Annotated in this window: 13 protein-coding genes; 9 read left to right on the top strand and 4 right to left on the bottom strand. The window is 54.3% G+C overall.

Features of this window, described 5'->3' with window-relative positions:
* Window positions 1-66: 66 nt before the first annotated feature.
* Window positions 67-966, bottom strand: coding sequence for a WD40 repeat domain-containing protein (locus tag FBR45_RS23395; RefSeq protein ID WP_138506886.1), 900 nt, complete (start codon window positions 964-966; stop codon window positions 67-69).
* A gap of 105 nt (window positions 967-1,071) precedes the next feature.
* Here FBR45_RS23395 and FBR45_RS23400 point away from each other — a divergent pair, with 105 nt between their 5' ends.
* The gene (locus FBR45_RS23400) at window positions 1,072-1,704 is read left to right on the top strand and encodes a 4'-phosphopantetheinyl transferase family protein (protein WP_138506888.1); all 633 of its coding nucleotides are present in this window, start codon (window positions 1,072-1,074) and stop codon (window positions 1,702-1,704) included.
* A 70-nt stretch (window positions 1,705-1,774) separates the two neighbouring features.
* Here FBR45_RS23400 and FBR45_RS23405 read toward each other — a convergent pair whose 3' ends face one another.
* Window positions 1,775-2,647, bottom strand: coding sequence for a transglutaminase-like domain-containing protein (locus tag FBR45_RS23405; RefSeq protein WP_077922561.1), 873 nt, complete (start codon window positions 2,645-2,647; stop codon window positions 1,775-1,777).
* A gap of 130 nt (window positions 2,648-2,777) precedes the next feature.
* Here FBR45_RS23405 and galE point away from each other — a divergent pair, with 130 nt between their 5' ends.
* The 8 genes from galE to FBR45_RS23445 all read left to right on the top strand — a co-directional run bounded on the left by galE (window position 2,778) and on the right by FBR45_RS23445 (window position 10,826).
* Window positions 2,778-3,815 carry a UDP-glucose 4-epimerase GalE gene (galE, locus tag FBR45_RS23410; RefSeq protein WP_138506890.1) on the top strand — a complete coding sequence of 346 codons (1,038 nt, stop codon included), beginning with the start codon at window positions 2,778-2,780 and terminating at the stop codon, window positions 3,813-3,815.
* 80 nt (window positions 3,816-3,895) lie between these two features.
* On the top strand, window positions 3,896-4,957 hold the full coding sequence (gene rfbB / locus FBR45_RS23415; RefSeq protein ID WP_138506892.1) for a dTDP-glucose 4,6-dehydratase: 1,062 nt from the start codon (window positions 3,896-3,898) through the stop codon (window positions 4,955-4,957).
* 68 nt (window positions 4,958-5,025) lie between these two features.
* Window positions 5,026-5,886: a glucose-1-phosphate thymidylyltransferase RfbA gene (rfbA, locus tag FBR45_RS23420; protein ID WP_138506894.1), complete on the top strand. Its 861-nt coding sequence runs from the start codon at window positions 5,026-5,028 to the stop codon at window positions 5,884-5,886.
* Between the two features lie 410 nt (window positions 5,887-6,296).
* Complete coding sequence (locus FBR45_RS23425) at window positions 6,297-6,698, top strand: hypothetical protein (protein WP_138506896.1); 402 nt, start codon at window positions 6,297-6,299, stop codon at window positions 6,696-6,698.
* 11 nt (window positions 6,699-6,709) lie between these two features.
* Window positions 6,710-7,381: a hypothetical protein gene (locus FBR45_RS23430; protein WP_138506898.1), complete on the top strand. Its 672-nt coding sequence runs from the start codon at window positions 6,710-6,712 to the stop codon at window positions 7,379-7,381.
* A 160-nt stretch (window positions 7,382-7,541) separates the two neighbouring features.
* Window positions 7,542-8,012 carry a MarR family winged helix-turn-helix transcriptional regulator gene (locus FBR45_RS23435; protein ID WP_077922568.1) on the top strand — a complete coding sequence of 157 codons (471 nt, stop codon included), beginning with the start codon at window positions 7,542-7,544 and terminating at the stop codon, window positions 8,010-8,012.
* An 88-nt stretch (window positions 8,013-8,100) separates the two neighbouring features.
* Window positions 8,101-10,539 carry a 3-hydroxyacyl-CoA dehydrogenase/enoyl-CoA hydratase family protein gene (locus FBR45_RS23440; RefSeq protein ID WP_138506900.1) on the top strand — a complete coding sequence of 813 codons (2,439 nt, stop codon included), beginning with the start codon at window positions 8,101-8,103 and terminating at the stop codon, window positions 10,537-10,539.
* Between the two features lie 95 nt (window positions 10,540-10,634).
* On the top strand, window positions 10,635-10,826 hold the full coding sequence (locus FBR45_RS23445; RefSeq protein WP_138506902.1) for a hypothetical protein: 192 nt from the start codon (window positions 10,635-10,637) through the stop codon (window positions 10,824-10,826).
* 109 nt (window positions 10,827-10,935) lie between these two features.
* Here the strand turns inward: FBR45_RS23445 and FBR45_RS23455 are convergent, their stop codons facing one another.
* Complete coding sequence (locus FBR45_RS23455; protein ID WP_138506904.1) at window positions 10,936-11,577, bottom strand: DedA family protein; 642 nt, start codon at window positions 11,575-11,577, stop codon at window positions 10,936-10,938.
* Between the two features lie 21 nt (window positions 11,578-11,598).
* A complete protein-coding gene (locus FBR45_RS23460) occupies window positions 11,599-13,503 on the bottom strand; it encodes an ABC-F family ATP-binding cassette domain-containing protein (RefSeq protein WP_138506906.1) in 1,905 nt (634 codons plus the stop codon).
* Window positions 13,504-13,559: the final 56 nt, after the last annotated feature.

The raw sequence follows: 13,559 nt of genomic DNA on the forward strand, positions 1-13,559 counted from the left end.
GTCCATTCTGTGGATTTAACAAAATTACGGGTAGAAAACCATGCTACTGGTCTACTTACTGGCTTTTCAGGTCAACGACCAGACCGAAATGGTTCTGTCATCACTCGCCGACAGCAACTGACGGTTACTATCGGTCCAGAGCAATTTGTTCACCGAGGTGCCATGCCCCGCATGCCGGGCGCGATCGACCACTTTCAGCAGTTTGTAGGTGGCCGCATCCCATATCTTGATCGACTTATCCATGCTCGCCGTAGCAAATAAGGTGCCATCCGGCGAATATGTCAGGTGATTGATGGCGAACAGATGAGCGACCACGTCCTGATGCAGAGCGTAACTGGCTTCAACATCCCACACTTTTAGATGAGCATCGCGCCCGGCCGAGATCAGGTGCCGGAAATCCGGCGCGTACAGCAGCGCGAAGACCGAGTTGGTATGGGCCGGTATGACCCGCTTCAGCTCGTAGGTACCCAGGTCAAAAATACGGACGCTGTGGTCGCTGTACCCTACGGCGACCTCCCGCTCAACCGGATTGACGGCTATACAGCGGGCCGCCATATCAGACGCTTTCAAGTGCTTCTTTACGGCTACTTCCTTTGCATCGAGTACCACAACCACGCCATCGCCCAGGGCTACGAACGCATCGTTGCGGTAGAACTTGATATCGAAAATAGCGGATGAGGTCAGTTTGAGGGATGCCATTTCCCGTTTCTGCAGCACATCGATCAGGTGTACACCGTCGTAGTTCTGGCCCACCCACAGCAAACCACTATCGCGATGCAATCCCAACGCGTAGACCGAAGCCGGCACCGTAGCGACCAGCTCGCCCCGGTCGGGCCGGTCGAGTTGCCAGCGCACCACCTGCCCATCGCCCCCCGATGAGAAGAACTGCTCGGGCGTCAGGCCTTGTTCGAGCGTATAAACACTATCGCGGTGCCCACCGAAGGTGTCAATTTTTTGTACGAGCATGAAAAAGAATACCGAATATTGAACACTGAACACCGACAGGCGACTAAAGTGCCACGAAGGGCGCACCGTTTTTCGCGGGTCGGTAGTCAAAATTCAACATTATTGATGCCTTCGCCAACCTTTCTCAGCATCACACCCGACTGTACGGCGGTGCTGCAACCCATTTCTGACACGGAGTCAGCCCTCCGCCAGCGCCTTACCCTGACGACCGGCGAAGAGGATGAGCTGGCGCGGATTACGCACCCCGAACAACGGGTAGAGTGGCTGGCCTGCCGGGTGGCGGTTCGGCAGCTGGTCGAAGCAGAAGGCTGGACCTATGCAGGTTTGCAGAAAGATGAGTATGGCAAACCGCACCTGGTCGGCTCAGCCTGGCACATATCGATTTCACATACCGGCGGCTGGGCTGCCGCTGTACTGCACCGAACCCGGCCCGTAGGCATCGACATTGAACCCATGCGCGACAAGTTTACCCGGGTCGTGCCACGCATCCTGTCAGCCGCCGAGATTCATCATGCCGCCGGTAACGCAGCCCGGCTGGCCGTATACTGGTGTGCGAAAGAGAGCTTGTATAAACTGTACGGGAAGCGGCAGCTGACCTTCCGTCAGCATTTACTCATTGACCCCTTCGCCGACGGCGCCGAGCAGCTGACGGGCCATGTGCGGTTACCGGACCACGAAGAGCAACTGACGATTCGCTGTTTCCGCATTGGTCCCGGCCTGCTGGCCGTAGCGTTCTAAATAAAAAATGGATAATGAAACCCAGAGCTACCTCATTTTTCATTATCCATTACCCTATATCCATTCTGTATCACCGTTGCGTATAGTCGGAGAGGGGCAGGCCGTCGCCGTCATCCTTAACGGTTTCCAGAATCCGCTCTACTTCTTCTACCCGTTCGGTATCGCCATTTTTTTCGAAGGCCAGCGTCAGATTCCGCAGCACCCGCCGAACGATATCGGCATTGGTGCAGGGTTGATAAAACGTATCGAGTCGTTTGATGTTGAGCTGGTCGATATACTGATCGATGTCTTTTTTGGTGAACACCAGCCCCCGGTTGAACACGTTGATGTAGAACTGGACACCATTGTGTTTATAGGTCAGCACAAACAGATTAGGCAGGTTCACGCCGTAGATCGGCATGTTGAGCCGCTTGGCAATGAGCATATAGAGCACACACAGCGTAATCGGATTGCCCCGGCGCGTTTCGAGCACCTGGTTAATCATGGAGTTGGCCGGCGAGTGAAAATGCTTGGTGTTGGGCGCAAACTTCAGCTTGGTAAAAAACGCATTATTGATAGCCCGCACCTGCTCATCGGGGTGCATGTCGGGCTTGAAGTCGATCCAGACGTCGTAATAAAGCTGCTCAACCTCCTGCTTCAGTTTATCGAGCGAGAGGTCGGGATACTGGTAGGTGGCCACGATCCAGAGCCCTTCGAGCAGGTCCATGGCTCCGCCGTTTTTCCAGTCGCGCATCCGTTCCAGCACCGACTCGTATTGCAGATCGTGGATAATTTCTTCGATGCGTTTCTGAAGAGCCGGGTTAAAGCTGCCCTCCCACTCGGTTTCCAACAGCGGAATCATTTTCCCGCCCATTTGCCGGATTTGCTGCTCGACGTGCTCAACCACTTCCTGGTCTTCGTCGTCTAAAAGAGAAATGAGGGCTTTTAATTGGTTATCATTCATACGTTTCAGCAACTTGACTGGGTGACCCCACGATAAATACTGCTTTTGGAAACCTACCGAATATACTACTTTTGTTGCGCTCAATGAGCCGCCTTAGTAAAATAATAACAAAATTTTTATAAAAAACGGTTTGATACCTACAGGCAGGGCACCCAGAATTTTAGTGACGGGCGGGGCCGGTTTTATTGGCTCCCATACGGTCGTTTCGTTGGTCGAAGCCGGTTTCGAACCGGTTATTGTCGACAACTTCTCCAACTCCCAGCAATCGGCTCTTGATGGGCTACGCGCCATTCTGAACCGCGACGTGACCTGCTACTCGGTCGACTGTAACGACCGGGCAGCTATGACCGAGATCTTCGAGAAAGAAGAGTTACGTGGAGTTATTCACTTCGCGGCCTATAAAGCGGTTGGCGAGTCGGTTCAGCAGCCGCTGAAGTACTACCGCAACAACCTCGACTCGCTGATGCTGCTGCTCGAACTGATGCCGGCCTACGGCGTGCAGAACCTGGTTTTTTCATCGTCCTGCACCGTTTATGGTCAGCCCGAGCAGCTTCCGGTAACCGAAGAAACCCCCCGGCTACCGGCTCAGTCGCCCTACGGCAACACTAAAGCCATCAGTGAAGACATCATCCGCGACACCGTAAACGCGCAGGTGCCGATTCGGGCCCTGGCGCTGCGGTATTTCAACCCCGTTGGGGCGCACCCCTCGGCCCAGATCGGCGAACTGCCGCTGGGTGTGCCGGCTAACCTGGTTCCGTTTATTACGCAAACGGCCGCCGGTATACGCCAGAGCCTGACCGTATATGGCAGCGATTACAACACCCCCGACGGCACCTGTATCCGCGACTATATTCACGTGATGGATCTGGCCGAGGCCCACGTTCAGGCGCTCAAAAAACTCAACGACGCCGAAATCGAGGCCAGCTACGACGTGATCAACATCGGCACCGGCCGGGGCGAAACGGTTCTGACCATCATCAATACGTTTGAGCAGGAAACAGGCGTGAAGCTTAATTACACCATGGGGCCTCGCCGGGCCGGTGATGTAGAACAGGTGTACGCCGATGTAACGAAAGCCAGTCGCGAACTGGGCTGGACCGCCAGCCGCACCCTGGCCGAGTCGCTGCGCGATGCCTGGCGCTGGCAGGAAAAACTCAGTTTATCTTAGTTGGTTACGGGCGTTCAGACGGGCTGGCAATACCGGCTGCCAGTCTGAACGCCCGATACGGCAAATCGAATATAACAACCATGAAACTTCTTATCACCGGCGGGGCCGGCTTTATCGGATCGCACGTAGTCCGGCTGTTTGTTACCAAATACCCGGAGTATCAGATTTATAACCTCGACAAACTGACCTACGCCGGTAACCTGGCCAACCTGTCAGACATCGAACACGCCCCGAACTATACCTTCATCAAGGGCGATATTACCGACGCCAAATTTATCGACGATATGTTCGCCGAGCTGGCGTTCGATGGCGTTATCCACCTCGCAGCGGAGTCGCACGTAGACCGGTCCATTACCGACCCTATGTCGTTTGTCATGACCAACGTGGTGGGTACGGTAAACCTGCTCAACGCGGCCAAAAATACCTGGGCAGCCGGTGCTTCGGGTTTCGACGGCAAGCGGTTCTACCACGTCTCGACCGATGAGGTATACGGCTCGCTGCACAACCCCGACGAGTTCTTCACCGAGGAAACCGCCTACGACCCGCAGTCGCCTTATTCGGCTTCCAAGGCCGCTTCGGATCACTTCGTTCGCGCTTATGGCAACACCTATAAACTGCCGGTTGTGCTCAGCAACTGCTCCAACAACTACGGTCCGAATCATTTTCCGGAGAAGCTGATTCCGCTCATGATTCACAACATCCAGACCAACAAACCGCTGCCAGTCTACGGCAAAGGCGAGAACGTTCGGGACTGGCTATTCGTAGTTGACCACGCCCGCGCCATCGATGCGGTATTTCACAACGGCCGCCTGGGCGAGACCTACAACATCGGGGGCTTCAACGAGTGGAAAAACATCGACCTCGTTCACCTGCTGTGCGAGATTATGGACCGTAAGCTGGGTCGGCCCAAAGGCACCTCGGCTCAGCTGATCACTTACGTTACCGACCGCGCCGGCCACGACCTCCGCTACGCCATCGATGCCCATAAGATCATGAACGAGCTGGGCTGGCAGCCGTCACTCCAGTTCGAGCAGGGACTCGAAAAAACGGTTGACTGGTTCCTCGAAAACCAGGAGTGGCTCGACAACGTAACGTCGGGTAATTACCAGAAGTATTACGAAAGCATGTACGCAAACCGATAAACGGATGGGACAACGGGGGCAGCCCAACTCCCCCGCTTCCGTTCTCTCACTCTTTCGCTCGCTAACCAATGAAAGGTATTATCCTTGCCGGTGGGTCAGGCACCCGACTCCATCCGCTTACTCTGGCCGTCAGTAAACAGCTTATGCCTGTTTATGACAAGCCCATGATTTACTACCCCCTCTCCATTCTGATGCTGGCGGGTATTCGCGATATCCTGATCATTTCGACGCCCCACGACCTGCCCCACTTCGAGAAGCTGCTGGGCGACGGCGCCCGGCTGGGGTGCCGGTTCAGCTATGCGGTACAGCCCAGTCCCGATGGCCTGGCGCAGGCGTTTATCATTGGCGAAGAGTTTATCGGCGATGACAAGGTAGCGCTGGTACTGGGCGACAACATCTTTTACGGGTCGGGCCTGTCCAAGCTCCTCCAGGCCAACAACGATCCTGACGGGGGCGTGGTGTATGCCTACCAGGTTCACGATCCCGAGCGTTACGGCGTCGTTGAGTTCGATGATGATTTCAACGTATTATCAATCGAGGAGAAGCCGGAGAATCCCAAGTCGAACTATGCCGTGCCGGGTTTGTACTTCTACGACAACGAAGTCGTTACCATTGCCAAAAATATAAAACCATCACCCCGGGGCGAGCTCGAAATTACTGACGTGAACCGAGTTTACCTGGAGCGCGGCAAACTTAAAGTAGGCGTACTGGACCGCGGCACGGCCTGGCTCGATACCGGTACGTTCGAGTCGCTGATTCAGGCGGGTCAGTTTGTCCACGTCATCGAAGAGCGCCAGGGCCTGAAAATTGGCTGCCCTGAAGAGATTGCCTACCGGATGAAGTTTATCACAGCCGAGCAGCTGACCGAAATTGCCAAACCACTCGTCAAGAGCGGCTACGGGCAGTATTTGCTGAACCTGCTGAAGTAAGCCTGGCACAAACACAACCTGCTGGCCACAAAAAAAGCGCCGGGGCATCTGCTCCGGCGTTTTCATTAACCTAACCTATGAGATATTCGGACCGCCGAAGCGGCAAATTCGTTTCAGTGATTGCTCCCTGTTACACAACAAAGGTAGAACCGCATCAGCAACTGGTCTAGCGCGAAAACCCGGCTTTTTAGGTAGCCCCAACAATACAGCATAACCCCGTATTCTACTGCGTATTTCTACGTATTAATGAGTCAGAAACTAAGTTAAAAGACTGACTAGTAAGCTATAACTACTTTATAGTATAGTAAGTCCGCTTGTATAAATGCGATAAGACGTCGTATGTTCGTGGCGCGCTGCAACTGCTAGCCGGATGCAGTCCGTCTCGTTTACTTCTTTTCCTTTTTCTGTATATGTCCGTTTTTACTAAAGATGCCGGCCGTTTTCTGAACGCCCGCGAAACCAAAACCATGACGGGCGCCTACCGCGACCGTAAAGTATCTGTTGGCCTGAAACCCGACGAATACACCCGCTCCGAGTATTTCGGAATCAACCAGGTTATGCATCTGCTCAAACAGCCCGGCTGCGTAGGGTTGCGCGTTCACCACGCCAAACGCTGGGAAGATGCCGACGGCAACCCGACCGAACCCGGCCAGGGACAGCTGATTCCCCGCGTACTTTTATCCGGTGTCGACGCCAGTGGCCACGATATGCCTATCCGGGCCAGTCGTTCAGGTCTGAAAGATATGCCGGGAGACGGTGACGACGAGACGCTGGGCGATGGTCATACCTGCCCTCGTCATTGCGGTCAATAAGCATATATAGGATGGAAAGGCTACTGGAATTAGCAGAGAAATACCCCCTCGATTTCGTATCTCACTTGTCCAGTGGCCTTCCTATTTTTATAGGAATACTAACTTTTCGCTACCATTCTGTCGTTCGGCGTTATATCTGGCTCCTGTTTATTTTCTTCTTCTGTAAAGATTCGCTTTCGCTCTATCATACCTACCGCGTAACCAGTAACCTGTACGTTCAGAACGCCGATGCCTTTTTTTCTACCCTGTTTATTGCGCTGATTTATTACAACTGCTTCTCGAATCGCCTACCCAGGCAACTTATTATATACAGCTGCGCTCTGGCCATCGGCGTCATCGTGCTGACGTATAATAATGAACGCGTTTCATTCATGAACCTGCTCGCGTTCCGCTTTTTTGCCATCGGCCTCTCCCTCTCCTACTTCAATAAAATTATTCAGGACCTGCGGATCAAGCACATCCTGAAGCATACCATGTTCTGGTTTAGCTCCGGTCTGCTGATCTACGCCACGGGCACCTTCTTTGTCAGCCTCTTCATCGAATTCCTGTTCGACCCCAGCCAGGTCGACGACGCCACTTTCGATTCATACTGGAATCTGAACAACAGCCTGTTCGTTATTTTCTCGGTGCTTTCGGCCGTCGGTTTGTGGTTTAGCCGGGGCGACCGTGAAAACATGGTATAGATTACCCTCTGTCGACTTCTCCTATAGCCGGTATCGCTTGTCAATAACACTACGGGAAAACCGGCCGCGTTGCTTTTGTGATAAAACCGTATGCATGCATACCATTTATCGAAAAAATAGTAGCTTTACATCACAGAACGTGAACAGGACGACGCCAGCTATGAAGAAGGAGAAAACCGTTGATTTTCACATCAAATGGGGGTGGCATGCCATTTCGCGCATGTACAACGCCTACGCAGCCCGCTATGACATGACGATGGCCATTGGCTACGTCCTGCTCAATATTGACCTCGACGAAGGTACGCCGGCCACCAAAATCGGGCCGCTGCTTGGTATGGAACCCCGTTCGCTGGTTCGAATGCTGAAAAGCCTCGAAGAACGCGGCTGGATTCGGCGCGAGGTCGACGGTAACGACAAACGGTTTGTTCGCATCTTTCTGACCGAAGAGGGCCGCGCCAAACGGGAAACCGCCCGCGAAGGCGTTATTCAGTTCAACAATATGATTCGTGAACGTATTCCACTCGACAAACTCGTGCTGTTTTTCGAGGTTATGAAAGACATCAACCGGATTGTTGAGGAAGAAAACGCCAAAATCAAAGCCAACGAAGCGGAAGAGTTAACCCTGGAGTAAGAACCTAAAAACCGAAAAAGACAGGCTATTGTCACGAAATGCCTGACTGGCACCGCCGGGCAGCGGCCTGTCTTCATCAACCAGAACCATGGAAACAACCCTGGAAAAACCCAAAGCAACCACCACCAAGAATAGAACCATCCGGCGCGTAGCGGTGCTGGGGTCAGGTATTATGGGGTCACGTATTGCGGCCCACTTCGCCAATATTGGTGCCGATGTTTTGCTGCTGGATATGGTTCCGAAAGAACCGAATGCAGCCGAACAGGCTAAAGGCCTCACTACCGACAGCCCCGCTGTTCGTAACCGGATTGTTACGGACGCTTTTCAGACCATGCTGAAAGCCAGCCCGGCTTCGCTGTATAGTCCTAAATTTGCCCAACGGATCAAGCTGGGCAATTTCGATGACAACCTGAAAGAGATCAGCGCCTACGACTGGGTAATTGAAGTGGTTGTTGAGCGGCTCGACATCAAACGCTCGATCTACGAGCGCGTGGAGCAGTACCGGAAGCCCGGCACCCTGATTACGTCCAACACCTCCGGTATTCCGATGCACCTGCTGACCGAAGGCCGGAGCGACGATTTCCGTCGCCATTTTGCGGGTACTCACTTCTTCAACCCGCCCCGCTACCTGCGCCTGCTCGAAGTTATTCCGGGCCCCGATACCGACCCGGCCGTTATCGATTTCCTGATGAACTACGGCGATCTGTATCTCGGCAAAACAACGGTTCTCTGTAAAGATACGCCCGGCTTCATTGCCAACCGACTCGGTATTCAGTCGCTGATTCAGACCATTCGGGTGGCCGAAGACATGGGACTAACCGTCGAAGAAGTCGATAAACTCACCGGTCCGGTAGTTGGGCGACCCAAGTCGGGTACGTTCCGGCTTTCAGACGTGGTTGGCCTCGACACCACCGTCAACGTGGCCGGTAACCTCGTGAAATTGGACTATGACGAGTCGCGGGCCAGTTTCGAACTGCCAGCCTCGGTTCAGAAGCTGATGGAGAATAAATGGCTCGGCGACAAAACGGGGCAGGGGTATTATAAAAAGACAAAAGACGACAAAGGGCAGACCCAGATTCTGGCCCTCGACCTGAGATCGTTCGAGTATAAACCATCGGAGAAGGTGCGCTTTACGACGCTCGATAGCACAAAAGCGATCGACAACCTGCGCAAACGCTTTCCGGTGCTGCTGGCTGGTACCGACAAAGCAGGCGAGTTTTACCGCCGAACCTTTGCCGACGGATTCGCCTATGCCACCCACCGCATCCCCGAAATTTCGGACGAACTGTACCGGATCGATGCGGCCATCACGACCGGCTTCGGCTGGCAGATGGGTCTGTTCGAAACCTGGGACGCCATTGGCGTTCGCAAAGGCGTCGAAATCATCGAAGCACAGGGTAAGAAACCAGCGCAGTGGGTCTACGACATGCTGGATACCGGTATTGAGCAGTTCTACAAGGTAGATAACGGGAAGCGGATGTATTACGACATTCCGACCAAAGCCTACAAAGCCATTCCCGGTACCGAAGCCTTTACGATTCTCGAAAACCTCAGCAACAATATTGTCTGGAAAAACGCGGGCGCCAACATCATCGACCTTGGCGATGGTATTCTGAATGTGGAGTTCCGGTCTAAGATGAACACCTTTGGTCAGGAAGTATCCGAAGCCCTGATGAAAGGCATTACACTGGCCGAGAAAGATTTCCGGGGCCTGGTTGTCGGCAACGACTCGACCGAAGCTTTTTCGGCGGGTGCCAACCTCGGTACGCTGTTCATGTTTGCCGTTGAGCAGGAATTTGACGAGGTCAACCTGATGATTGCGCAGTTTCAGCAACTCATTACCCGACTGCGGTACTCGTCTATCCCGGTCGTGGTAGCGCCCCATACGCTCACGCTGGGCGGAGGCTGCGAAGCCGTCTTACACGCCGACCGCGTTGTGGCCCATGCCGAAAGTTACATTGGTCTGGTCGAAGTCGGGGTTGGCCTGATTCCGGCCGGTGGTGGTACCAAAGAAATGGCCGCCCGGGCGTCAGATCTCATTCAGACCGGTGACCCGGAGCTGAACATCGTGCAGAACGTGTTCATGAACATTGCCACGGCGAAGGTGTCGACTTCGGCCCAGGAAGCCCGCGAGATGAACTACCTCCGCCCGACCGATCAGATTGTGCTGAACCGCAGCCGGCTGATTGCCGAAGCCAAGCAGGCCGCCATCGAGCTAGCCGACAATGGATACACCCAGCCTAAACCACGCACCGACATTCGTGTGCAGGGCAAAACAGGCATTGCACTCTTTAAAGCGGGTCTGACGGCTATGCGCATGGGTAAATACATCTCGGATCACGACATGAAGATTGCCGACAAGCTGGCTTACGTCATCTGCGGGGGCGACCTAAGTGCGCCACAGAACGTATCGGAGCAATATCTGCTCGATCTGGAGCGCGAAGCCTTCCTGTCGCTGACCGGCGAGAAAAAGACCCTCGAACGCATCCAGAGCCTGCTGACCGGCGGCAAACCGCTACGGAACTAAGCCGCGTCATCCCGATGCCCATAGTAAGCAATTGAGCGTGTTTCCCAGGCGCGCTCAATTGCTTGTGTTTGTACAATGCCACAAAGGTCTGAGTTATGAACGCAATCAGAATTCGCACGCAGGTAGATCAGAATAATAGCCTGATTATACGAAACTTACCTTTATCGAAAGGAAAGCGCGTTGAGGTTATCATTCTGGACGCCGACAGGCAGGTGCAGGTCAACGAACGTTTTCCGCTGCGCGGTCAGCCGATTCGTTATAAAGATTCATTTGGCTCCGCAAAATGACCCAGCTGATCAGCCGATAGTAGCTACATCACGAGTCAAGAACATACCTCTCCTGACCGCCGACCACAAGATCCTGTCATACGAGCACGTCATTCATTATCGGCAGTAGCTACACGTTTTCGGCCCGTCTTTCGCGTCGGGCATTAAGGTAACCCCGCACCACGGTGAAGGTTGTAACAGCGAGGAAGAAGATAATGATCCAGTGTACGTAGTCGACAATCCACGGGAAGCGTTCGCCGAAGAAATAGCCTCCGCCCACCAGCGTAACGACCCATACGGCCCCGCCAATGATGTTGTAGAGCATAAAGAACCGGAAATCCATATGGATCAGACCGGCCAGCAGTGGGGCAAACGTGCGCACGACGGGCAGAAACCGGGCTACGATCAGCGCACTGGTCCCGTATTTCTCAAACGCCTTGCGGGTATCTTCGATGTATTGTTTCTTGAAAAACAGTGAATCGGGCCGGTTTTGCAGCCGGGCACCGAAGAAGTGTCCGGTCCCGTAGCCGAGCAGCGAGCCCAGCACGGCCGCTCCGAAAATACAAGCCAACAGCAACCAGAGCGGCACGTCGAGCAGGCGGGTACCCGCAAATACTCCCGACAGAAACAGCAGGTAATCGCCCGGCAGAAAAAACCCGAAGAAGATACCGTTCTCCACAAAAATGATCAGCGTAATCAGCACCAGACCACCCGTGCGGATAATTTCTTCGGAGTTGAGCAGATACTGAAAAAATTCGACGATTTGGTTCATGGCGCAGACTGGACGTCCGTTCTACATATATTCGGCTAACTCAAGCCAGCGGTCTGACTTGTCGGCAATGGCCAGATCGAGCTGTTCGATCTCGCGGGCCCAGGCGGTTAGCTGTTCGTGATGCCCACCCGCGTTGAGTAGACCCAGCACCTCGCTTTTTCGTTGCTCCAGCGATTCGATTTCTTTCTCCAGCGCTTCGTATTCGCGTAGTTCTTTATACGACGGCTTCCGTTTGGCAGCCGGTGCGCTGGCAGGAGCCATTGGCTGAGAAACCACACCGGTAGCCGTTTGGTTCTTCGCCCCGTTAGCAGCCGGTTTAGCCTGCGGTGACGCGGCAGTCGTTTTGGGCTGCGAATCGCGCCATTCGCGGTAATCGGTATAGTTGCCGGGATAATCGCGGACTTTACCTTCTCCTTCCAGCACAAAAACGTGATCAACGAGTCGATCCATGAAATAGCGATCGTGGGTCACGATCAGCACACAACCCGCAAAGTTGAGCAGGAAATCTTCCAGCACGTTCAGCGTTGTGATGTCGAGGTCGTTGGTAGGCTCGTCGAGGATCAGGAAGTTAGGGTTCTGTACCAACACCAACAACAGCTGCAGTCGCCGTTTTTCGCCCCCGCTCAGCTTAGCCACAAAATCGTACTGCTTGGAGCGGTCGAACAGAAACCGGCTCAGCAGCTGCGTAGCCGTAACGGTATCGCCGTTGGCCAGCTTCATGACCTCGGCCACGTCCTGCACGACGTCGATGACGCGCTGATTTTCAGGCAAATCGAGCTCATTCTGGGTGTAGTAACCGAACTTAACGGTGCCGCCGGTGGTAATCTTCCCCGAATCGGGCCGGAGCTGACCGGTCAGCATGTTCATCAGCGTGGTTTTACCCATGCCATTTTTGCCGATCAGCCCTACCCGGTCGAGCCGCTTGAAGGTATAGTTGAAATGATCGAGCAGCACCTTGTCGCCAAAGCGTTTGCTCAGGTTTTCTACCTCCAGAATTTTGCTGCCCAAGCGGGTCATCCGCAGGTTCAGATCCAGTTCGCCGTCGTTGCGTTTGCCGCTGGTTTTTTCTTTGAGGTCTTCAAAGGCATCGATCCGATACTGCGCTTTAGTGCCCCGGGCTTTGGGCTGCCGGCGCATCCATTCGAGTTCTCGCCTGAACGTGTTCCGATCTTTGGCCAGCTCTGAAGCAGCTGCGGTTTCGCGCTCGTCTTTTTTCTCCAGAAAGTAGGCGTAGTTGCCTTTGTAGGTGTATAGCTGCCCGCCGTCCAGTTCGGCAATCTGGTTACAAACCCGATCCAGGAAGTACCGGTCGTGGGAGACCATCAGCAGCGTACCGTTGTTGGTATTGAGGTGATTTTCGAGGTACTCGATGGCTTCGAGGTCGAGGTGGTTGGTAGGCTCGTCGAGAATGAGCAGGTCGGGCGCCTGAATAAGCACCCGGGCCAGCGCGACCCGTTTGCGCTGCCCGCCCGACAGCGAACTGACCGGCTGGGTAACGTCCTGAATACCCAGCTCACCCAGCATCTGCCGGATCTGCGACTCGTAATCCCAGGCTTCGAGCTTTTCCATCTGGACCATGGCCCGTTCCAGCGCTGCATGATCGTCGGTAGCCAGGGCCTGTTCGTACGCCCGAACCGCGTCGAGCTGGGCGCTCTCGCCCGCCAGCACGGCTTCCATCACCGTCAGGGCGTTATTGAACTCGGGTTGCTGATCGAGGTAGCCGACTGTAATGTCCTTGCGCTGGCTGACCACACCCGCATCGGGCGGCATGGCACCGGCCAGAATAGACAACAGCGTCGTTTTTCCCGATCCGTTGGCACCCACGATGGCTACCTTGTCGCCCCGGTTGACGCCGAACGTCAGATTCCGGAAAAGCGTACGGTCGCCGTATGTCTTGGTTAAGTTTTCTGCAGAAAGAAAATTCATAGGTAACTGGCATAAACCGGGCCGGTCATGGATTGCCGGCCGGTTTGCAACACAAA

Source organism: Spirosoma lacussanchae (assembly GCF_005870035.1).
Lineage (GTDB): Bacteria > Bacteroidota > Bacteroidia > Cytophagales > Spirosomataceae > Spirosoma > Spirosoma lacussanchae.